This window comes from Methylophaga sp. UBA3613 (assembly GCF_002375415.1).
In the GTDB taxonomy this organism is placed as follows: domain Bacteria; phylum Pseudomonadota; class Gammaproteobacteria; order Nitrosococcales; family Methylophagaceae; genus Methylophaga.
Map to the genome: position 1 here is coordinate 68,040 of NZ_DFLS01000007.1, position 21,573 is coordinate 89,612.

The 21,573-nt window shown below is 46.4% G+C and carries 17 protein-coding genes; 8 read left to right on the top strand and 9 right to left on the bottom strand.

Annotated features, from left to right (window positions below):
- Positions 1 to 305 precede the first annotated feature (305 nt).
- The 4 genes from B3S93_RS08965 to B3S93_RS08980 all read left to right on the top strand — a co-directional run bounded on the left by B3S93_RS08965 (position 306) and on the right by B3S93_RS08980 (position 8,024).
- Positions 306 to 1,763 (top strand): acetamidase/formamidase family protein, encoded by a 1,458-nt coding sequence (locus B3S93_RS08965; protein ID WP_292402698.1) that lies wholly within the window; start codon positions 306 to 308, stop codon positions 1,761 to 1,763.
- 90 nt (positions 1,764 to 1,853) lie between these two features.
- Positions 1,854 to 4,298 (top strand): acetamidase/formamidase family protein, encoded by a 2,445-nt coding sequence (locus tag B3S93_RS08970; RefSeq protein WP_292402695.1) that lies wholly within the window; start codon positions 1,854 to 1,856, stop codon positions 4,296 to 4,298.
- A 368-nt stretch (positions 4,299 to 4,666) separates the two neighbouring features.
- Positions 4,667 to 6,739 carry a catalase gene (locus tag B3S93_RS08975; protein ID WP_292402692.1) on the top strand — a complete coding sequence of 691 codons (2,073 nt, stop codon included), beginning with the start codon at positions 4,667 to 4,669 and terminating at the stop codon, positions 6,737 to 6,739.
- A 112-nt stretch (positions 6,740 to 6,851) separates the two neighbouring features.
- Entirely contained in the window at positions 6,852 to 8,024 is a 1,173-nt protein-coding gene (locus B3S93_RS08980) for a DUF748 domain-containing protein (RefSeq protein WP_292402690.1), read from the top strand.
- A 31-nt stretch (positions 8,025 to 8,055) separates the two neighbouring features.
- Here B3S93_RS08980 and B3S93_RS08985 read toward each other — a convergent pair whose 3' ends face one another.
- The 4 genes from B3S93_RS08985 to B3S93_RS09000 form a co-directional block, all read right to left on the bottom strand.
- Complete coding sequence (locus B3S93_RS08985; RefSeq protein WP_292402687.1) at positions 8,056 to 8,352, bottom strand: Rho termination factor N-terminal domain-containing protein; 297 nt, start codon at positions 8,350 to 8,352, stop codon at positions 8,056 to 8,058.
- A 309-nt stretch (positions 8,353 to 8,661) separates the two neighbouring features.
- Positions 8,662 to 8,958, bottom strand: a complete 297-nt coding sequence (locus tag B3S93_RS08990; RefSeq protein ID WP_292402685.1) for a DUF4880 domain-containing protein — start codon at positions 8,956 to 8,958, stop codon at positions 8,662 to 8,664.
- Complete coding sequence (locus B3S93_RS08995) at positions 8,955 to 9,494, bottom strand: sigma-70 family RNA polymerase sigma factor (RefSeq protein WP_292402682.1); 540 nt, start codon at positions 9,492 to 9,494, stop codon at positions 8,955 to 8,957. Before B3S93_RS08995 ends, B3S93_RS08990 begins: the two co-directional genes overlap by 4 nt.
- Before the next feature lie 129 nt (positions 9,495 to 9,623).
- A complete protein-coding gene (locus B3S93_RS09000; RefSeq protein WP_292402680.1) occupies positions 9,624 to 10,298 on the bottom strand; it encodes a Fe2+-dependent dioxygenase in 675 nt (224 codons plus the stop codon).
- A 49-nt stretch (positions 10,299 to 10,347) separates the two neighbouring features.
- Here B3S93_RS09000 and B3S93_RS09005 point away from each other — a divergent pair, with 49 nt between their 5' ends.
- The gene (locus B3S93_RS09005; protein ID WP_292402677.1) at positions 10,348 to 11,145 is read left to right on the top strand and encodes a hypothetical protein; all 798 of its coding nucleotides are present in this window, start codon (positions 10,348 to 10,350) and stop codon (positions 11,143 to 11,145) included.
- 156 nt (positions 11,146 to 11,301) lie between these two features.
- Here B3S93_RS09005 and B3S93_RS09010 read toward each other — a convergent pair whose 3' ends face one another.
- Positions 11,302 to 11,622, bottom strand: coding sequence for a TonB-dependent receptor (locus B3S93_RS09010; RefSeq protein ID WP_292402675.1), 321 nt, complete (start codon positions 11,620 to 11,622; stop codon positions 11,302 to 11,304).
- Between the two features lie 47 nt (positions 11,623 to 11,669).
- On the opposite strand from B3S93_RS09010, the gene B3S93_RS09015 reads away from it, so the two are divergent.
- The gene (locus B3S93_RS09015; RefSeq protein ID WP_292402672.1) at positions 11,670 to 13,892 is read left to right on the top strand and encodes a TonB-dependent siderophore receptor; all 2,223 of its coding nucleotides are present in this window, start codon (positions 11,670 to 11,672) and stop codon (positions 13,890 to 13,892) included.
- Between the two features lie 170 nt (positions 13,893 to 14,062).
- On the opposite strand, the gene B3S93_RS09020 is transcribed toward B3S93_RS09015, so the two are convergent.
- From B3S93_RS09020 to B3S93_RS09030, 3 genes are read right to left on the bottom strand one after another with little or no spacing between them, the layout of a single operon-like run.
- Complete coding sequence (locus B3S93_RS09020; protein ID WP_292402669.1) at positions 14,063 to 14,518, bottom strand: TerB family tellurite resistance protein; 456 nt, start codon at positions 14,516 to 14,518, stop codon at positions 14,063 to 14,065.
- Positions 14,519 to 14,570: 52 nt separating this feature from the next.
- Positions 14,571 to 15,701 (bottom strand): GNAT family N-acetyltransferase/peptidase C39 family protein, encoded by a 1,131-nt coding sequence (locus B3S93_RS09025; RefSeq protein WP_292402666.1) that lies wholly within the window; start codon positions 15,699 to 15,701, stop codon positions 14,571 to 14,573.
- Complete coding sequence (locus B3S93_RS09030; RefSeq protein WP_292402663.1) at positions 15,685 to 16,755, bottom strand: DUF2817 domain-containing protein; 1,071 nt, start codon at positions 16,753 to 16,755, stop codon at positions 15,685 to 15,687. Before B3S93_RS09030 ends, B3S93_RS09025 begins: the two co-directional genes overlap by 17 nt.
- A 167-nt stretch (positions 16,756 to 16,922) precedes the next feature.
- Here B3S93_RS09030 and B3S93_RS09035 point away from each other — a divergent pair, with 167 nt between their 5' ends.
- On the top strand, positions 16,923 to 18,410 hold the full coding sequence (locus B3S93_RS09035; protein WP_292358445.1) for a RimK family protein: 1,488 nt from the start codon (positions 16,923 to 16,925) through the stop codon (positions 18,408 to 18,410).
- 77 nt (positions 18,411 to 18,487) lie between these two features.
- Here the strand turns inward: B3S93_RS09035 and B3S93_RS09040 are convergent, their stop codons facing one another.
- On the bottom strand, positions 18,488 to 20,527 hold the full coding sequence (locus B3S93_RS09040; RefSeq protein WP_292402660.1) for a TonB-dependent receptor: 2,040 nt from the start codon (positions 20,525 to 20,527) through the stop codon (positions 18,488 to 18,490).
- Between the two features lie 152 nt (positions 20,528 to 20,679).
- On the opposite strand from B3S93_RS09040, the gene B3S93_RS09045 reads away from it, so the two are divergent.
- Positions 20,680 to 21,573, top strand: a complete 894-nt coding sequence (locus tag B3S93_RS09045; RefSeq protein ID WP_292358446.1) for a DnaJ C-terminal domain-containing protein — start codon at positions 20,680 to 20,682, stop codon at positions 21,571 to 21,573.

Consider the following 21,573-nt stretch of genomic DNA (forward strand, 5'->3'; position numbering starts at 1 on the left):
CCCGAAGGGCTGGGACTATTTTTACGACCGCCTGAGTTGTCAATCACTTATGTAGGAAGGCTACACGGCGTGCTTTCCGCCTTGTCGGACACAAAAATAGCCGCCAGCAGTGGGGGATATGAAAGATAAACAAGCCCTAGCAATGACATTGAGTAAAACCTCAACGACAACGTAATTAATGCTGCTCGACAAGAATTAGTGCGCCAGCTGACAAGAAGAAACCTCACCCTCAGGAACATAATATCTGCACGTGCCGCACTGCCGGGGCACCTCCGACATCAAGCAGTTATCCGAGGGGATTCATCATGACAGAACATATTTGTACTCCATGTTGCACACACGGCATCACCGAAGAAAATAAAAAAGACGTGGTAGAAGAATTTGATACTGCGCGACGTTCATTTATCCGTAACGCTTTTGTTGGCGGTGGTGCCGCCTCTCTCGGCGCTATGGGCGTGACCATGTCGCCCATGAGCTTTGCCGCTGGCGCTAATACTCCCATCGATGCTGACGCACCCGGCCAGATGCACTATTACATTCCGGCCACACCGGAAACGGTTCTCTGGGGTTATTTCAGCAAGAATGCCAAGCCTACCGTTGAAATAGAGTCCGGTGATTTTGTCACCATGGAAACACTCACCCATCATGCCAACGATGATGCAGAACGGATGGTAAAAGGTGACCCCGGTGCTGAAAGTATTTTTCATTGGGATGCTCAAGGCAAAGGTGTCGACCGACGTGGTGCTGGCCCGATGGATGCCAAGATTGGTGCCGGCGGTGGAGCCGGCGTGCATATTTGTACCGGACCAGTACGAATAAAAGGCGCTCAGCCGGGTGATATTCTTGAAGTTCGGATTGTCGATGTTGCTCCCAGACCCAGTGGAAACCCTGATTACAAAGGCAAGACTTTTGGCAGTAATGCTGCTGCCTGGTGGGGTTTTCATTACGGCGATATGCTTACCGAACCGAAAAAACGGGAAGTCGTTACCATCTACGAAGTCGATGCAACGGGTGAGCGTAACTGGGCCAAAGCCGTCTACAACTATCGTTGGACACCACAAACTGACCCCTTCGGCGTGGTTCATCCGACTATCGATTATCCGGGGGTGCCAGTCGATCACAGCACCATCACCAAGAAGGAAAATATTCTGCGTGATATCCGTATTCCGATCCGTCCTCACTTTGGCACCATTGGCCTCGCTCCTGCAGAAGCCGATATGGTGAACTCGATTCCGCCCAACTACACCGGCGGCAATATCGACAACTGGCGGATTGGCAAAGGTGCGAAGATTTATTTTCCGGTCGCAGTGGATGGCGGCATGTTCTCAGTGGGTGATCCACATGCATCACAGGGTGACTCTGAGTTGTGCGGTACCGCCATTGAGTGCTCTTTAACAGGGACTTTCCAGTTTATCTTGCACAAAAAAGCTGACTTGCCCGGCACCTCGTTGGCTGAACTCAATTACCCCTTGCTGGAAACCCAGGATGACTGGGTGTTACATGGCTTTAGCTATGCCAATTATCTGGCTGAACTGGGTCCCAATGCTCAGGATGATATTTACAGCAAATCTTCGGTTGATAAAGCTTTACGCGATGCCTATCGCAAGATGCGACACTTTTTAATGACCACTCAGCATCTGGATGAAGATGAAGCGATATCACTGATGACGGTGGCGGTCGACTTTGGTATCACTCAAGTGGTGGATGGCAACTGGGGCGTGCATGCGATCCTGAAAAAATCCATGTTCCCTGCGCGTAGCTAGAGTCGGTTTATCTTCTAAATACCCTCGTTAATAGTTATGGCATAACACTTGCGAAAGGATGCTTCAGTATTCAAGGAATAAGACACGACCGTGACTGACCTGAAACGCTTTTCTGCCAGTGCTATACCCGCAGAGCTACGCCAGCCGGCCTGGAATGAAATACTTTCCAGGCTCGGGCTGGCGAGTGATGCTGCAAGCTCCATTCGTAATGACGACAGTGGCCATATGGCACTGTCCGTCTCGGCACGCGACTCAGTATTTGTTCAACTCACAGCAACCCCACAGATTCTTTCACCCATAACTGCCAAAGCAACTCAACCGTTACAAGGCACTGTATTGGTGCTCGCCTTGCTTGATGGCACCGCGCAGGTGCTGGATGCCGAGCAGACGGTCAAATTACGTTCAGGCGACATCATGTTGCTGGATCCAAGCCAACCCTGGCGACTGGCTTTACAAACTCGGTTTCGCATCATGCTAATCAAACTGGAATCATCCAGCTTTCTGCTCCGGTTGGTTCGTAGTGGACGACAGGAAGCGAATCGCATCAGCACCCAACAAGGCATCGGCGCGTTATGTCTGAACATGCTGCAATCGCTGACCGAACAGTTACCACATGTGGATAACAATGAACTTCCCGCCTTGGAAGTTACGCTGGCCGAGTTACTGGTGGCTTGTCTTTCCCATAAACAATCTGCTACCAATGAAGAAGCTACTGATGTGCAATTGGCCCATTTACGTAGAGTGTGCAGAACAGTGGATTCACGGCTGGACGATCCGGATCTGAATATTGAGCAAATCGCTGCACAGGAAGGTTTATCCGCCAGATACTTACAAAAACTGTTCAAAAACAGTGGCACAACATTCAGTGAATATCTGAAGAGCCGCCGAATACAGCATTGCTGTATTGATCTGGCTAACCCTGCCCTTGCCCAGTTCAGTATTGCCCAGCTGTGCTACCGCTGGGGGTTTAATGACGCCGCAAACTTCAGCCGTACCTTTTCACAGTTTATGGGCATGTCACCGAAAAGCTATCGTTCTGCACCGCCACAGGATCTGCATGAACAGCTTCGCCGTGGCTGTCCGCAAACAAAACCGTCAGCTCGTTCAATTACCGCCGATCCGCAATCCTTTTTGCAGGATGATGACATTCAAAAACGACGCAGACCATTTCAGGAAGTATTGGATGATCATGCTAAATATGCGTTGTCGTTGCGACTCGCCCCGAAACGGGTTTCCGACCAAGATAACACTACGTCTTCACAAACCGACACTCACTCTTCTCGACAATATTACCTGCCAGTGTCCGATAAAACCGTTCACTGGGGCTATTTCAGTAATGCGATCAAACCGGTATTAACCGTTCGCTCCGGTGATATTGTAACGATTGAAACCTTATCCCAGCATGCGTCTGATGACTGCGAACGCATGATTGACGGAGATGCCGGAGCACAAAGCGTTTTTCACTGGACTAGTACAACAAAGAACGTTGACCGGCGGGGTGCCGGGCCGATGGATGCCACGATATTCGGCCGCGGTGCCGGAGAGGGCTTTGGGGTACATATTTGTACCGGGCCGGTGTATGTCACCGATGCTGAACCCGGTGATGTGCTGGAAATACGCATTTTGGATATTCAACCACGACTCAGTTGCAGCCCGAAGCATCAAGGTAAACACTTTGGTAGCAATGCCGCCACCTGGTGGGGCTTTCAATATGACGATCTGCTCACCGAACCGAAAAAGCGTGAAGTAGTGACCGTATACGAAGTACACCAACACACCCATCCACCGCATGCCAAGGCGATTTATAACTTTCGCTGGACCCCACAAACCGATCCTTACGGCATTGTGCACCCAACCATTGATTACCCTGGCATACCGGTTGATCACTCTAGTATCGACAAGCAGTTCGGTATTCTCGACAAAGCCGTTATTCCGGTCAGACCGCATTTTGGCGTCATGGCCGTCGCCCCGCGTGAAAGCGGTATGATTGATTCTATTCCACCCAGCTATTTTGGTGGCAATATGGATAACTGGCGGGCGGGCAAAGGCACCAAATTATTTCTGCCCGTCGCCACAACTGGGGCTCTATTTTCGGTCGGTGATCCACATGCTTCACAAGGTGATTCGGAATTATGTGGCACCGCTATCGAGTGTTCTTTAACCGGTGTGTTTCAATTGGTGTTACACAAACAACGTGATTTAAAAGGCAGCTTTATGGATGGCCTAAGTCATCCATTTCTGGAAACACCGGATGAATGGGTATTACAGGGCATGAGTTTCTCCGACTATCAGGCCGAGCTCGGCCCGAATGCCCAAACGCAAGTGTATAAAAACTCCTCTATGGAAGCCGCCATGCGTGACGCTTTCAGAAAAGCCCGTCACTACCTAATGAAAGAACATGAGCTTAGTGAAGATGAAGCAATTTCACTGATTTCGGTAGCGGTGGATTTTGGTATTACCCAGGTTGTGGATGGCAATCTGGGTGTGCATGCGATTATCCGCAAGGCTATTTTTCCAGACTATAACGCTGATTAAAAATACTTATTAATTGCCTTTTCTCAGACAATTCGAACGCGCTCTCCTCATTCACCTTCCCCATTAAAATTCTTTGTAACCTGTAAACACTGTCTGATGCTAATTCTGAATTTTGTGACGCAGTTCACTTTACTTAGGTTAATGCGATTAGTTAGGTCCGGCGCAGAATGGTCAGGGCCTAATGATCTTTCATAGCCGCCTCTGTTGTGACTGAAAATGCACCACACAGGCGCGAGGAATGAAGTTTAGTCATTCTAAATAAATGACGAGCAACGTGAAGTGGTGGCAATGAAAGATCAATAGGCCCTTGCCAATCGCGAAATTTCTCGCGACACACCCCTCTACACCAAAAAAATCAAGGAGAAGTCATGGACAAAACCGATCCGAAAACAAACCGAGGTAATGGTGGCGAACCCCATCAGCAAGCTACCGGAAATACCTCAACACTCACAACACAGCAAGGCGGCCCGATTGCCGACGATCAGAATTCATTAAGAGCTGGCGCTCGTGGTCCAGGTTTAATCGAAGACCACATCATGCGCGAAAAGATTTTCCATTTCGATCATGAACGTATTCCAGAACGAGTGGTGCATGCCCGTGGTTTTGGTGCTCACGGCTATTTCGAAACCACCGAATCGCTCGAAGATGTCACCTCTGCTGATATTTTCCAGCGTAAAGGTGAAAGAACCCCGGCCTTTGTGCGTTTCTCAACCGTTGCCGGCAGTAAGGGTTCAGCCGATCTGGCCCGCGATGTGCGTGGCTTTGCCGTCAAGCTCTATACCAAAGAAGGTAACTGGGACATCGTGGGTAACAATATCCCGGTGTTTTTTATTCAGGATGCAATGAAATTTCCTGATTTGGTTCACGCCGTCAAAGAAGAACCTGATCGCGGATTTCCACAGGCCCAATCGGCCCACGATAATTTCTGGGATTTTGCGACTTTGATGCCGGAAAGCATGCATATGCTGATGTGGCAAATGTCCGATCGTACGATTCCACGCTCATTCCGTTTTATGGAAGGCTTTGGCGTACACAGCTTTAGACTGGTAGATAAAAACGGCAAGTCCCAGTTTGTTAAATTTCACTGGAAGCCAAAGCAAGGCTTGCAGTCTGTTTTATGGGATGAAGCGTTAAAAATCAATGGTGCCGATCCGGATTTCCATCGTCGTGATTTATGGAATGCCATTACTCAGGGAGATTACCCTGAGTGGGAACTGGGACTGCAGATTTTCGATGAGGAATTTGCTGAGAAATTTGAGTTTGATGTGTTGGATGCCACCAAGCTTATCCCCGAAGAACAGGTGCCGATTCGCATTGTCGGTCGACTAGTGCTGGATCGGGTTGTCAGTAACTTTTTTGCTGAAACCGAACAGGTGGCATTCTGCACCCAGAATATCGTCAAAGGTATTGATCATTCAAATGATCCTTTGCTGCAGGGCAGAAACTTTTCCTATCTCGATACGCAGTTAAAGCGTCTGGGTGGACCCAATTTCACCCACATTCCAATCAACGCGCCGAAATGTCCGATGCATCATTTCCAGCAGGATGGTCATATGGCAATGAGCAATCCTACCGGACGGGCCAACTATGAACCGAATAGCTGGGGCGAAGAAGAAGGCGGTCCACGTGAATGTCCGGTAAAAGGTTTTGAAAGTTATCCAGAAGATGTATCTGGTCCAAAAGTCCGTGAACGTTCTGAAACCTTTGCTGATCACTACAGCCAGGCCAGGCAGTTTTATATAAGCCAGACTGAAACGGAACAGCAGCATATTATCAATGCATTTTCATTTGAGCTCAGTAAAGTCAAAACACCGGCAATCCGTAAACGCATGGTTAGTCATCTGCTGAATATTGATCAACAACTAGCCGAAAAAGTTGCTGAAAAATTGGGCATCAATCCGTTGCCGGAACCGGCTGATGCAGCGATGCCAACAAGGGATGATTTGCCAGCTTCTGACAAGTTAAGCATTCTCAAAAATGGCCCGAATAGCTTTAAAGGCCGTAAAGTTGGTGTCTTGATGACCGATGGATTTGATGCTGATATTTTCAAATCGCTGGAGAAATCACTTAAAGCAGAAGGGGCAATGTTTGAAGTTGTTGCGCCACATACCGGTGAAATAACCAGCAGTGCTGGTGACAGCATCAAGGTTGATGAAAAGGTTGATGGCGGACCTTCCGTGTTATTTGATGCCATTGTGATTTTGCCTGGTAGCGACGGTGTGAAAATGCTGGCAGAAATGCCACCAGCATTAACCTTTGTCAGTGATGCCTTTAATCACATGAAATTTATTGGCTACGGTGAAGATGCCATGCCGCTTTTGAAAAAGGCCGGTATCAGTGAGATGTTGGATGAAGGCTGCCTGCAATTGACCAATACTAAAACGACGGACGAATTTACCCAAAACTGTCGTGATATTCGGTTTTGGCAACGTGCTGGTTAGTTGGTTTTTATGATGAAATAACAAGTTGAATCAGGTCACCCGTTTGAATGTTCAGACGGGTGATTTTGCGTTAGCTTGTAGATTATCTAAACCGTCTCAGAAGGAGATCATTATGATCGCCAGACGCTATTCTTATACGCTGATAATCATCATTTTACTGCTTGTCGCGTTAATCATTCTGCGCATGCAATTGCCGTCAATGGTGAAAGACTATTTGAATGGTAAATTGGCCGATATGGGTGATTATCAAGGACAGATAGCCGATGTAGATATTCATTTATGGCGCGGCGCCTACTCTGTCGACCAACTGGAAATCACTCAAAAAGACCAGCCTTCGGTACCATTTTTTAAAGCCGAAATAATAGATACCTCTGTAAGCTGGGCATCTTTATTAAAAGGCAGAGTGGTTGCAGACGTTGATTTGATAGATGCCGAAATTCATCTGGTCGATGACGAAGCAGAAGACCAGCCTGAAGAAGAATCCACCTGGCGTCAGACTGTTCAGGAAATTATTCCATTACAAATTGATCGATTAAATATTGATAATGGTGAAATTCATTTTCATAACTTCAACTCTGATCCCCCCGTACATCTGGTTTTTTACCAATTAGACGGTGAAATAACCAACCTAAGCAATGCTGATCGAAGTGATGGGCTGCAATTCGCTAATTTTGATATTGAGGGGCAAGTGTTAGATAGCGCTTCGGCTAGACTGGATGGACGCCTGGATCCTTTAGGTGATTTTCATAATTTTGAACTCAAGTTAAAAATCACCGGTATCAACCTGACAAAACTCAATGACGTCTCTGAAGCCTATGGTAATTTTAATTTCAAATCAGGCAACGGCGATTTTGTGATGGAATTGCAGGCTGAGGAGGCTCAATTAACCGGCTATGCAAAACCCGTTCTGGATAATGTTGAAATCTTTGATTTGGAAAAAGATCTGCAAGATGGCGTTTTCAGTGCAGCCTGGCAAGCCATAGTCGGTGCATTTGGCCAGATATTCCGCAACGATCCCAAAAACCGTATCGCTACCCAAGTTGAGATACGTGGCAATCTGGATGACCCAGATGTCAGTGCCTGGCAGGCCTTTCTCGCCATTCTGGAAAATGCTTTTGTAGACGCATTCGAAAGTGATTTTGGTCGGGAGACTGGTTCCGAATCATCGCCATCCCAAGACACAATATCTGAACCTGACTCTCGTTCTGAGTCCGAATCCAAATCAGAAGCTGAAACCGATACGGTGAATTGCCAGCTTCGGCCTATGTGGGATAAATGCGACTAAGTGACCAAATGACAGTGACGTTGTTTGAAAATCAGTTGTTACGAATAGCAGCCACTAATTCCGACTTGGTCATCTTGCTACGCCCCTTAATATTAAGCTGACTGGCCCGGTTATACAGCTCCTGTTTTGTCCGTGACTCCAAAGGGCTATTAGGATTGCCAGTCCCCTGACTAGTTTTCCTAGGTGTACGGCCTTCCTCACGACGTTGTTTATTCACAGTGCGAGCCGCAATTTCTTCAGCTTTATCGGTCTTTTTACCGCTTTTTTTCTGCTGATCCTTAATATGCTCATATTGACGTTCATCTTTATCTGTCCACTCGGCAACCATAAATAGTCCTCCTGTTTACAGTATTAAAAAGGTCACGTCCCACATTAGCAATGCTATAGCTACCCTGCCAATATCCTAGGTTAAAGTAACCGACTCCGTGGCAGCGCCAAACCTAATAAGCAAGATGGTGAATCAGTAAATTACAGATAACCCTGCTCGCAGATGTCTTCAAAGGTGTACAAGACTGAGGGGAAATAGTGCTGATAGACATACAAAATATATTCACATTACGTTGGTAACATCATATTTTAAATAACAAAAAGGCCCTGTCTGGCATCTGCCAAGGCCTTTAACATCAACCTTTATGGCTCAGTCAACTCCAGAAAAACTTCTTTGCCGAAGGTGATGGGCATTTGATACCTGCTCGTCGTTAGCTGCTGTGAGTGATTCAAAAGCCAACTCACCTGACAGTTGGTTAAAACGTTGTTGTAATAACTCCAGTTGATGCCAGGCCCATTGATTTTCCGGCTGTTTCAATAACCAGCTTTGCCAGTCCTGCCGGGTGTGATCGGTATTAAATTCAGCAGTGAGTTCTGCATACCACTGAGCAGCTTCTGCCAGTGCTTGCTGTTGTTGAGGCGTCAAACCTACTGAAGAAGTGTTCATACGTCTAACTGTTCATATGACGAAAATAACAGGCAATGCTGCGTGGCTTTGGCCATATATTTTTTGACCGAGCTTTCTGATAGCCCCATTTCTTCAGCAATTTCACGATAAGTCATACCTTTAAGCTGGGACATTAGAAAAGCAGTTTTCACCTTTACACCTAAACCATCCAGCATGGCATCAATGCGATATAGCGTTTCCAGCACAATCATGCTCTGCTCTGCCGAGATGACCTCCTGCTCTGGTTGCTGCATTAATGCTTGCAGATAGGATTGTTCTATCGTGCGTCGACGGAAATGGTCGATCATCACCCTTTTGGCAACTGTCACCAGATAACTTCGTGGCTCACGAATTGCCTCAACCTTGTCATTAGAGCCTGGGGCGGTCAATAATCTAACAAACGTATCCTGTGCTAGATCAGCCGCCTGATGAGAACAATTTAATCGCTCACGTAACCAGCTCTGTAACCAGCTGAAATTGTTTTGATAGAGTTTTTCCAGGCTCTCTGTATGAGGTAGTGACAATGGCGCATTCATAATTATTACTTACAACCGTTAATGATAATGATTATCAGTTGCATTCTAAGATAATTAATTATTAAGAGCAATTCATAGAAACTATCTTATTTTTATTTGCGTGAAATAATAATTAAATATATCTCGGCCTTAACGATCCAGCCATTGTCGTAACAAATTATTACGTACTCGCGAGAGTCGATCATATTGTTCTGTTTTACCGTTTTGATTAAATTCCTCTCGGAGCGACTGCTCCATATCAAACAGAATCTCCCGTCGATTAGGATCACGTATCCGACTAGTCACCCAACCGACGATAACTAGTCGTTCGCCTTCTGTGACCTCATTGACGCGATGCAGGTAAGTAGAGGGATAGATGAGTAAATCACCCGCATCCAGTTTCCAGCTACGTTCACCGCTACTGTCTTCTAACACTAGTTCGCCGCCCTGAAACTGGGTTTGATCAGATAAGAATAAGGTGAATGAAATATCCGTGCGCTGGTTGTTGATCAATGCTTCATCGACATGGGTGCCATATCGCATACCTGACTGATAACGGCTTATTAACAGACGAACGAATTGTTGTGGATAGGTGCTCTGCACGAATAAGTCATTAGCTAAAAGACGTTGTTCCACCAGCTTTAAAATACCGGAAATTTCCGCCATATCTGCCTGCAGATTTTGCTTTACCTGGATGGCGGCCCGGCCCGCTGTGCTCAGTCCGTCATGGAACGAGACATCCTTAAGCGTTGCCTTTATCGCTTCAAGATCAACTTCTGATAAACATTGTGAGAGATGCAGGATCATATTGAGAATGAGACTCATTTATGGCAAAGTAGATAACTTATCATAACGCCACTCAGAGAGACAGACTATGCAAGAAAATCGTAAAAAATGGGTAAGCCTTGGGGTTGCACTGGCCAGTGGAATCAGTTTGAACGCCACCGCAGCAGATATCTCGCATGATATGCACTTTACCAATGAGAACATTACGCTGGCAGCCGCTGGTGAAGGCGAAGGTGGCGGCGTCACTGAGAGCGATCTGAAAACTAATGACGTCGCTTTTTTAACCCGTTTGGGACTGATCCGTGGTCACTTGCTGGTGGGTTATGAATTATATAAACAAGGCCAGGTCGATATGGCTATCACGCATATGAAACATCCACGCGATGAGCTATATGCGGGCTTGGTGCCATCAATCGAATACCGTGGTGGAAAGCGCTTTGATGATGCATTAAGCAATCTGGCCGACAAAGTGACCAGCAAAGCACCTCAAGCTGAAGTGGATGAAGCCTACCAACAACTTGAAGCAGGCATTAAAGCCGCTGAAGCAGTAGCAAAACCGGATTTAAAAAATACCCTGCAAAGTATTAAAGACTTAATTCGTACTGCAGGTGAAGAATATGCATTGGGCGTAGAAAACGGCAAATTGATTAATCTACATGAATATCAAGATGCTTATGGCTTTACCCAAATCGCCAAACGCCGGCTTGAACAACTCCCGAAAGAAACACGCAATGAGTCAGCCGATACGGTTAAACAGGTTGAAGGCTATTTAGATGAACTTGCCGATCTCTGGCCAAGTATCGCACCTAAAGGTGATGTAGATGGTGATGCATCAAAACTGTATGGCGCTGCAGCTCGGATTGAGATTGCAGTCTTGGGAGTTTAAATAAATGGTATCTGAATAAAGTTCAGATAAATGGAGAGGTATCTACACTTTTACTAACCGTGTAGATACCTTTTCAGACTTTTGTTAATCCTGCTGCGCCGTTTTTTTTGCCCACACTATAAATCTAAGTGGGTATTCACCTGCCGAAAATTATGCTTAGAACCTGGAATCTAATGTTAAGGTGATCGTACGTGGATCACCCCAGATATTGCCATCCTGCATTGTATTGATGCACTGGTAGTATTTCTTATCTGTCAGGTTGATCAATAAAAGATTGGCAGAAAACTGGCGTGTGATCTGATAGCAAGCGCCAATATCAAACATAGTGAAACCTCCTTGCTGCAACCTCGCGTCGTTTTGGCAAGCAACCTCTAATGCAAATACGAATGATAACTCTTTGCAATAAATAACACCCTTCTGTATTATCCTCAGCTTTGTATTCAAGGTAGCTTTTTCGTGAACAGGCTCCCACGCCATGGAATTTCACCAAAGGAAAACCTGTGCATATCAAGCATGAGAAGAATATGACACGTCAGCTTCACTTATTCACTAGCGCCGCTACGGAAACATCTGTATCAACCACTACATCAGCCATGCAACATATCAGAACACCGTTGAAAACCGTATTGGCCTCCGCACTGTGGCTGGGGTTGACCGGCAATGCCTTCGCCGCAAGTGATACGGCTGGCGATGATGTCTCACTGCCAACCCTGCAGGTGCAGGGAGCGAGCATCTCGGATCAGTATTACCAACCTGATTCCAGTGCAGCGACGCGCACTGATACTCCGTTACGCGAAGTACCACAAGCAGTCAGGGTATTACCACGGCAGACATTAGACGATATCGGCGCTTTGCGTCTCGACAACAGCCTCGACTTTGTCAGCGGTGTGTCGCGTCAGAACAACTTCGGCGGCACCTGGGACAATATCGCCATTCGAGGTTTCGCCGGCCATGAAAATACCGGCATGAGCCTGTTACGAAACGGCTTTTCCAGTAACCGCGGCTTCAATGCGCCGCGCGATATCGCCAATATCGAAAGCATCGAGTTTCTCAAGGGACCGTCAGCAGCGTTGTACGGTAACAGTGAACCTGGCGGCACCCTTAATATCGTCACCAAAAAGCCACAATTCCGATCTGCACATACGCTGGATGTCAGCGCCGGTAGCTATGACTTTTATCGCACCGCAGTTGATACCACAGGCCCGCTCAACGATAATTTTGCTTATCGCCTGAACATTGCCGCCGAGGACAGTGGGAGCTTCCGTGATCACGTTGACAGTGCTCGTCAATTGGTCGCACCGGCATTTACCTGGGTAATCTCGGACCGCAGCGAGCTATCGTACGACGGCGAATATCTGCGCCATGAGGGCGCATTTGACCGGGGCATTGTCGCGGTCAATGGCGATGTCAATGCGGTACCCCACGAAAATTTCTTCAGCGATCCCGACGACGGCGATACCACGCAGATAAACCACAACCACCAACTTACGTTAACCCATGCGTTATCAGACACCTGGCGTAGCCGCCTGGGCTTTGCCTACAAAAACAGTACCTTGGCAGGCGCGGGTTCCGAGGTGCTACCCTTTGCAATCATCAGTGGAGATAGCGTCACCCTGCGCGACCGTTACCGCGACTTCGCGTCCGAGGACTTTACCGTGCAAGCTGAGTTGCAGGGGAACTTTGATTTGGGCGGCATGGATCACACCGTCCTGATCGGCACCGAAGCTTATCATTTTGAACAAGACTTCCGCATTCTCCAGCTCAGAAATTCAATGCGAATCGATAATATTTTTGGCGACCCGATCTACACGACACTGGCAACAGATACCAGAACATTGATCGCTGATCGGCATGAGAAGCAAGATAATTCCGCCCTGTTCGCCCAGGACGAGATTGGCCTTACCGAACGCTTTAAGCTGCTCGTCGGCCTGCGCTACGACCGCTTTGATGAAAAAATAGAAAACAAGCTCAATGATAATAACGTCGAGCAAACGGAATCAGCAGTTTCACCGCGCATGGGACTTACCTACCTTTTTGATCAGCAATGGTCCTGGTACGCCTCCACCGGCAAATCCTTTCGCCCCAATGGCGGCACCGACGCCGATGGCAATGGCTTCGATCCTGAAGAAGGTCGCGCCCTGGAGAGCGGTCTGAAGTTTGAGTCCGCTGATCAACGTATTGGAGCCACACTGTCTGTGTTCCAGATCGACAAGGAGAACGTGTTGACGGGATCCGATCCCAATGGTGTGTTCTCTATTGCTGCCGGTGAAGTGCGCAGCCGCGGCGTTGAATTCGATCTTGCAGGCAAACTGACCCAACACCTCCGCCTCAGCGCCAGCTATGCCTATCTGGACACCGAAGTCACCAAAGACCAGGGCGGCGCCGTCGACTGGGCGACAGGCGAAGTGGTGAATCTCAAAGGCAAACCGCTTTCCAACATCCCCAAACAAAGTGCCAGCCTGCTTGCCATGTGGGAGGCACCGCTGACCAATGGTGGAAACTGGGGCATCGGTGGCGGCATCAACTATACGGGAAAACGTGCCGGCAACTATATCGACAGCTTCAGTCTACCGTCCTATACTACAGTGCAGCTTAATTCATACTGGCGTATCGATCGGAACCTGCGCCTGAACGCCAATGTGCATAACCTGTTCAATCGCGAATACATTGCCAGCTCCTATGACCGCGCGTGGTTGGTGCCGGGTGCACCGCGCGCTTTGACAGTCAGCGCCCAATACACGTTTTAAAGGAGTTTATCGAATCTACTGCGGTTATTTGTTGCATGCCACGCCCATGCAGACGTCAACATATTACAGTTAAAGTGAAAGAGATCCATTAGCGTCTTAGTGACGAACTGACAAGAGCGATCATTTCTTAAAATTTCTGTTCGGCATGGCGAATCCGAACCTTGTATAAATTAGTTATGGCCAGTGGCTGCCAGTTTGGCGGCAATATAATCACTGTGTTCGACGTGCAACAAGTTACTGATACGGCGAATTACATGTTGCTCTATCTGGTGGATTTCCTGATCAGCGTTGGCCAGTTGCCAGAGGATATGAATTAATTCAACTTTCTTTTTCTGACTATAGCGATGATTGATTTCCGAGGTAAAGGCAAAATAATCTGTAGCAGATTTGTGTGCCTGTTCGGCTTCAGCAAGCAGACTTTCGGCCGCATCTTTATCGAGTGAAAAACGTTTCTGTAAAATAGATAGCAGCATGTCCCGCTCTTCATCTTTAAAATGATAATCAGCAGCAATGACTTCTATCATTAACGCAGCGGCTGCAAGTTTCACCGATAAATGTGCAGCATCACCGGTATCGTGATCGTCGAGCAATTCTCGCTGTAACAATTGTTTAAGTTTATCGAGCATAGATTTCTCCTGTACTGAAGTGACAGATTAATCACGCAGCAGTTCTTAAGGATTATTTTGTCGAGTGTAAAATCACAGCCGCCTGATAGCGGGGTTTACCGTAACCTAGCATGCTATTAAATTCTTTATGGGTCACGGGGACATAAAAACTGTCTGTGAGAGTTTTGTCATCATCCCAATCAATATCCGGATCATGAAAATAGACAAAGGTATCTGAAATCGATACCAACACCACCCAGTGGGGTGATTTGTTCTGATTTAGTCGGTAAGAGCTAATCAACACTACTGCCAGTGCACCCTGGTTCAAATACTCACGCAGTAAATTCACATCAATTTGCCGCATCTGCTGCTCGACTTCCGAGGTTTCCAGCTGTCGCATAAAGTCCTGATGCACACATTCCATCACAGCTTTTTTATCTTCACTACGTACACCGTTCACAAATGGCACATCATCACTATTGGTGATTAAGGTAGTGTTGAAATAACGTCGCCATGCCGCCAGCGCCAGTCCCTGTGCACTACAGCCGCCATGGCCGGAAGTCATAAATATGGTGGTAGCTTCACGCCATAACTGTAATTCCAGCCCCCGATCCAGATGCATGACCGGCTGAAGGGTTTTCATCGCCATCATCAAACTGGCCGGACCACAGGTAAAATCGGTGCTTTGCGAATAGTGAAATACCTGCTGATGCAGTTCTTCAGGTTGTGGCTGCAAAACCTTCATCATGCGCAAAGCATTGGCATGATCTTCGTAGTAGTCAGTGACGATTTCAAACTGGTGATAGCCGAGGCTTTCATAAAGTTTAATTGCACCAGCATTATCGGGCCGCACTTCCAGACGAATAAAACTGCGGCCAGCTGTCAATGCAGCCTGCTCCGCTTCACGCATCAAAGCCCGGGCAATTTTCTGATTCCGGTATTCAGGTAATACCGCCAGCGAATAGATGCGCCCCAGCGAAGTGCCCCGGGCATATAACAACAGCACATAGCCCATCAATTTTTGTTGCTGCTGGGCGACCAATAATAAGGCATTAGCCTTGTTGATCATCCATTTAAAACTACGACGCGAGAGTTGATCGCTATCAAAACAGATATTTTCGATATCCAGCAGTGCATCTACATCAGCTAAAGTGGCCGCACGAAAGATTATCGAATCCGTCTGTTGATTAACTGCCATTTGCATTAGTAGTCAAACCCTCCAGGGCCATTTCGATGACCTGGCGCCCGCGAAACAATACCAGCTCTTGCCATTGAGTCTCATCAGGACAGAAAAAATCCTGCATTGCGTGTTTAATATCCAGCGTTTTCTGGTCAGACCAATCGATTTTACCGGACTGTTGTAATTGTTGATCAGCAAACAGTACTTTAAGCATTTGTTGATTGCTAAAAGTACCAAATTCAAGTGTCAGAAAACACACGTTATCCCCTTGCTGATGCCAGAAATAATCATGCAAACCGTACTTTACACCAGAAGTTGAGGTGCCGAGAGCCGGTTCGGTCACTGTCGGGCCAAATAATTCCCGCGCTTTTTTCTGACCGGCAGTTTCTGGGGGATGGTCACAGATTAATTCGCCATATCCATAAGGCCCTAGTCCACTATGAATATCTATGACAATAACGTTATCGCGTTTTTCCGGTTTAAGTTGTGCGACCAGCTCTTCAATGGTTTGACGTGACCAACTGGCTTTTTCGCCACCGAAATAAAGCGCATCGGCTTTGCTGTATTGGCCTTGGCTGAGCTTATCAAACTGCTCACGTTGCTCCCCAACTAAATCGACTGCGTCCTTTTGCTTACTGAGCTTTTCCCATATCGCTATCACATCAGCAGAGTCTGGAAGTTTGGCATTAAAATCAACAAAGTTACGGTTGATATCGATACCTTCGTGGTCATTTCGGCTGGCACAGGCAAATCCCCAGGGATTTAATGCATGCACCATAACAACACACACATCGGCGGGTAACCGTCGGTGACGTCCCACAAAATCAGATTGAATTGCTGAGCCTACTCCACCCTCAACACCATGAACACCAGAAACCAGTACCAGAATATTTTTTGCTTTAGGACTGCCAGCCCAGGCAATATCACAAAACAAACGTTCGTTTTTTGGCCCGCGAACCGGGTGAATAATATTATTGACCCGTTCGACAATGGAGCTTGTTTCCACTGCTGATATGAACTTGTCACGTGCACCGGCATAGCGCTGAGAAAACACACTCAGAACGGCATCTGCATACATGGCAACAACTCTCCTGTAGATGAAAATTCGGCGAAGAATAGGCGACTTTCATGATTTTGACCAGATAATCAGCATAGTGGCAAAAATATTTATCACAACCATGACACAATCACTTTATGATGCACAAATCGTCTGACTAACTTAATTAGGAGCAACGCTAAAGTCATATGACTAACCATTTGATAATTCTTGAAAATATCGAAGACTGGGCACCTTACTTCCCAAGCGCGCAGGTCATCGCAGTGGATGATTATCTGCAAACCCCCTCCCCAAGTGCGAGTGAGCGTGCGCAAATTATTAACCTCTGTCACGGCCTTGAATATTTGAGTCCCGGTTATTACTGCTCAATGGTCGCTGAAGCACGAGGCCATCGGGTGATGCCGAGTTTGCGCACCATTAATGACTTATCCCGTAAAAGTCTTTATGCCTACGATTTATCAGATTTTGGTACGCATCTGGATAAAGTCATTGCGGCCAGTGATAAACAATCTGAAACCAGTTTTAAGCTGAAAGTATTCTTTGGCCAATGTGAATTTAAAGGCCTGCAGAAGCTGGCAAGACAGATTTTTGAACAGTATCCCTGTCCTATCATCGAAATCGAGTTCAGCCACAAAGGGCACTGGTTAATTTCTGCCATCAAGGCTGCTCCGCTTAATCAGCTCACTGACAGTGAGCAGGATAACTTCGCCAATGCTTTGGATGCATTCAGTCATAAGTTATGGCGCAAACCTTCAAAGCGTCGCCAATACCGATATGACATGGCTATTCTGCACAACCCCGATGAAAAAATGCCGCCCAGTGATGCCACGGCATTAAAACGCTTTATCGCCAGTGGTAAACGCATCGGTATTGATGTCGAGCTGATCACGCCGCGTGACTATATCCGTATTGCTGAATATGACGCTTTATTTATTCGTGAAACCACGGCGATTCATAATCACACCTATAAATTTGCCCGCCGTGCTGAAAGTGAAGGGTTGGTCGTTATTGATGATCCAACCTCCATCATTCGCTGCACCAACAAGATCTATCTGAAAGAACTGCTGGAAAAGCATAACTTGCCGATGCCGGAATCACATTTGCTCTATCGAAACGATAAAACCGGTCTGGAAAAAATTTGTGCTGAAGCGACTTTTCCTTTGGTAATGAAGATTCCTGATGGCGCTTTTTCCAAAGGTGTTATCAAGGTGAATAATGCCGATGAACTGCGAAGCAATGCCGCAGAGTTTTTCCAACAATCGGCAATAATCCTGTTGCAGGAATTTATGTTTACCGATTACGACTGGCGTATTGGAGTGTTTAATAACAAACCGATTTATGCCTGCCAGTATTTTATGAGTAAAGGCCATTGGCAGATTTATAACCACAATACCAAAAAAGGCACGGATTCCGGTAAATCAGCCGCGGTGCCTATTTCTGAAGTTCCGGAAAAAGTACTGAAAATCGCGGCAAAATCGGCGAAATTGGTGGGAGATGGTCTTTACGGTATCGATATCAAACAAAGCGGAAGTCGAGTCGTATTAATTGAAATTAACGACAACCCCAGTATCGATAGCGGCGTAGAAGATGCCTATCTGGGACCGGCTTTATATGACGATATCATGCGGGAATTTTTACGTCGGCTCGAAGCTCGTAAAGCGCATCGCCAGTCTTAAGCATTCCTTAGATATAAAAAAGCGGTGGCTGAAAATAATATTCAACCACCGCTTTTTTAATTTTGCTTATTGTTATCTTAGAAAGAGTAACTCGCTCCAACATGTAAATAACGTTTCTCACCTACGAAGTAGCGATATTCATCTGAAAAACCATTATAGTCAGCACGCTCTGCGTATTCTGTATTAAACAGGTTGTGTACTTTTCCATATAACGTCAGATTATCTGTCACATCATGTGAAGCACGTAGATTGACTACATCATGCCCCTCGTACTTTTTGTCGTTTCCATCTGTGATGTAATATTCACTCATATGAATCCATTCTAATTCTGCACGAGTAACAGGTGTTACATTCCAACCTAAACGAATATTACCCATACGTTTTGGCGCCGTTACCAGATAATCACCTTTTTCAATATTGCTGCTTTCCCGATTAAAGTCGTATTCGTGTTTTGCAAAAGTAACATTTGCCGCAATATCAAATTGTTCGTTAAATGGGTAGAAAGCCCCTAATTCCAAACCAGTATGCTGGGTTTTACCATCTGGAACATTAATCTGATTGCTGTCTGTAAAGAAATAATCCTTTTTCTTCATGTGATAGGCAGCAATTTCATATTGCAAGCCGTCGCCTATTTTCCGCATACCGATTTCAATACTATCAATAGTCTCAGAGTCTGCAGCACCACCGGTCGCTCCTCGTTGTTGGATTCGATATAAATCGGTGGTTTGTGGTGCTCGATTGCCTCGTGCATAGTTGATGAAAGCAGCTGTGTCTTCAGTTAACTCCTGAACTAATCCTAATTTAGGACTAAGATTACTAAAGTTTTCTTTATCACTGTCCGGCCTTAAATAACGAGTTCCTAAAGTCAGAGAGTCCGTATTATTAGTGTAGTCATATTTTGTATATTCATATCTTACACCGGCAGTTAAACGTGTTTTTTCTAATAGCTGCCACTCACTGTGAACATAGGGTGCTACCACTGAAGCATCGACTTCATAGTCATAATGTACCCCTTGAACGAATGGTCCAACTGAAGGGCTGTTCTGAACTTCTGATAATTCACCTTCTGTATATTCAAAGTCGGTGCCAAAAATAATCTTATGGCCGCCACTTAAATCTTTTGTATAGGCAGCTAAAAGCCCTACGCTACTATGTTTATTTTTCTCTACTGGCTGTCCATTTAGGAAATGCATCAGAAATTCCATTTCGGTATGGCGCAAATAAGGGGTTAACCTTAATGTCGAGTTGTCGGTCAACTGACGTTCCCACTCAGTAGACAACCTTGTGGATTTAGCATCGCGGTAAGCCTCTGGATCCGGATTAGTGCGAGAAAGACTTTCATCTTCATATGCTTTAAAACCTTCAATGTAGCTTGCTGTTTCCTGATTGAGATTGGTATGGCTGAATAAGGTTTTAAAACTGTCAATTTCGCCATAATAATCATGACGGAAGCTGACTTTTTGCTGATCGTACCCGGAGTCACTGACATAGCCGCCGTCAGTTGTACCATTAACGCTTAAGCGGTAACCATGCTGCCCAATGGTATCGCTCACTGTACCTTTCATTTGATATAAATCATGCGGCCCAACGGAAATATCAATTTCGCGTTGTAAATCCAGTGAAGGAGCTCGGCTTAATACGTTGATCAAGCCATGGACCGCATTGGAACCGTACAAAGCACTACCAGGACCACGCACCACTTCTATCCCACCAGCCTGTTCATAATTAACTTCAAACAGACCATTTACATTAGCAAAGCCCGCTGCGCGTAATGGAATACCATCTTCCAGAAACAGAAATGACCCGGCACCGGCACCACCGGTTAACACTGGTGAACGAATTGAAGTCAGATGCTCCTGGCCATTACCTCGTTGGATATTAACGCCACTGACACGGTTGACGATCTCGGTAATGTGATCCGGGCGAACAAAATCGATTTCTTCTTCTGAAATTCTGCCGGTATTCCCCGCTAAATCGAGGATTGGCGTTCCCGAGCGGGTGCCGGTAACAACCAACTCGTCCAGAGATAAATCCTCTTCTTCCTGAGCATAAGCAGGTAAGGCGATATTCATGCTGGCCAGGGCCATCAGTATGGGTAATTTGCGTAAGGTTGGCATGAGCTATGGTTCCTAGATTATATGTTGTAAAAAGTTAACGAATTTTCTCATGTTGTCTTTTTACAACACATCAGAAAAATCCTTAATTGACGTTGAAAAACGTCCTATCATCCCCATCTAATGACCCAGATCAATTTTTTTCGAATGAGCCCATGGAATACAAAGACTATTACAAAATCCTTGGCGTAAGCCGGACAGCAACACCAGAGGAGATAAAAAAAGCCTATCGCACACTGGCCAGAAAATATCACCCTGATGTCAGCAAAGAGGTGAATGCCGAAGAAAAGTTCAAAGAAGTCGGTGAGGCTTATGAGGTGCTGCGCGATAAAGAAAAGCGTGCACAATATGACCAGTTTGGTGGACAGTTCCGTCACGGTCAATCGTTTTCTCCACCTCCAGGCTGGGAGGAAAATGTCGGTGGCTTCGGTCAGGGTAATTTCAGCAGCTTTTTTGAAAACATGTTTGGCGGCATGGGCGGAATGGGCGGTGGTCAACAGGATAACTTTTTTGCCCGTGGCGAGGATGTAAGCGCCAAAATTACTATTTCACTGGAAGATGCATTTAACGGCGCGAATAAATCGATTCGCCGTCCTGCCGGTGCCACGCAAACTGGTACCGTTAACGTCAAGATCCCTGCCGGCATCGAACCGGGTAAAAAAATTCGTTTAAGCGGACAAGGTAAAGCTGGAATGAGTGGTAAAGCGGGTGATTTATATCTGGAAATCCAGATTGCCCCACATTCGCTTTATCGGTTGGAAGGCAAGGATGTCTACCTGGATTTGCCAATTACGCCATGGGAAGCAGCATTAGGTGCCAAAATTACCGCCCCAACTTTAGCTGGAAAAATTAGTCTGAATATCCCGGCGGGCACTCGAAGTGGGCAAAAAATGCGTTTGAAAGGCCGCGGGCTTCCCGCTAAAACGCCCGGTGATCAATTTGTGGTTTTACAGATAATGACTCCTCCGGCGACGACTGCCGAAGCGAAAAAGTTTTATCAGCAAATGGCTGAAAAACTTCCTTTTAATCCAAGAGAGAACATTGAATAA

What these genes read in the sequence shown, in the direction of transcription:
- B3S93_RS08965 (WP_292402698.1), top strand. Translation starts at nt 306, where the DNA reads ATGACAGAACATATTTGTACTCCATGTTGCACACACGGCATCACCGAA.
- B3S93_RS08975 (WP_292402692.1), top strand. Translation starts at nt 4,667, where the DNA reads ATGGACAAAACCGATCCGAAAACAAACCGAGGTAATGGTGGCGAACCC.
- B3S93_RS08980 (WP_292402690.1), top strand. Translation starts at nt 6,852, where the DNA reads ATGATCGCCAGACGCTATTCTTATACGCTGATAATCATCATTTTACTG.
- B3S93_RS08985 (WP_292402687.1), bottom strand. Translation starts at nt 8,352, where the DNA reads ATGGTTGCCGAGTGGACAGATAAAGATGAACGTCAATATGAGCATATT.
- B3S93_RS08990 (WP_292402685.1), bottom strand. Translation starts at nt 8,958, where the DNA reads ATGAACACTTCTTCAGTAGGTTTGACGCCTCAACAACAGCAAGCACTG.
- B3S93_RS08995 (WP_292402682.1), bottom strand. Translation starts at nt 9,494, where the DNA reads ATGAATGCGCCATTGTCACTACCTCATACAGAGAGCCTGGAAAAACTC.
- B3S93_RS09000 (WP_292402680.1), bottom strand. Translation starts at nt 10,298, where the DNA reads ATGAGTCTCATTCTCAATATGATCCTGCATCTCTCACAATGTTTATCA.
- B3S93_RS09005 (WP_292402677.1), top strand. Translation starts at nt 10,348, where the DNA reads ATGCAAGAAAATCGTAAAAAATGGGTAAGCCTTGGGGTTGCACTGGCC.
- B3S93_RS09010 (WP_292402675.1), bottom strand. Translation starts at nt 11,622, where the DNA reads ATGGCGTGGGAGCCTGTTCACGAAAAAGCTACCTTGAATACAAAGCTG.
- B3S93_RS09015 (WP_292402672.1), top strand. Translation starts at nt 11,670, where the DNA reads ATGACACGTCAGCTTCACTTATTCACTAGCGCCGCTACGGAAACATCT.
- B3S93_RS09020 (WP_292402669.1), bottom strand. Translation starts at nt 14,518, where the DNA reads ATGCTCGATAAACTTAAACAATTGTTACAGCGAGAATTGCTCGACGAT.
- B3S93_RS09025 (WP_292402666.1), bottom strand. Translation starts at nt 15,701, where the DNA reads ATGCAAATGGCAGTTAATCAACAGACGGATTCGATAATCTTTCGTGCG.
- B3S93_RS09030 (WP_292402663.1), bottom strand. Translation starts at nt 16,755, where the DNA reads ATGTATGCAGATGCCGTTCTGAGTGTGTTTTCTCAGCGCTATGCCGGT.
- B3S93_RS09035 (WP_292358445.1), top strand. Translation starts at nt 16,923, where the DNA reads ATGACTAACCATTTGATAATTCTTGAAAATATCGAAGACTGGGCACCT.
- B3S93_RS09040 (WP_292402660.1), bottom strand. Translation starts at nt 20,527, where the DNA reads ATGCCAACCTTACGCAAATTACCCATACTGATGGCCCTGGCCAGCATG.
- B3S93_RS09045 (WP_292358446.1), top strand. Translation starts at nt 20,680, where the DNA reads ATGGAATACAAAGACTATTACAAAATCCTTGGCGTAAGCCGGACAGCA.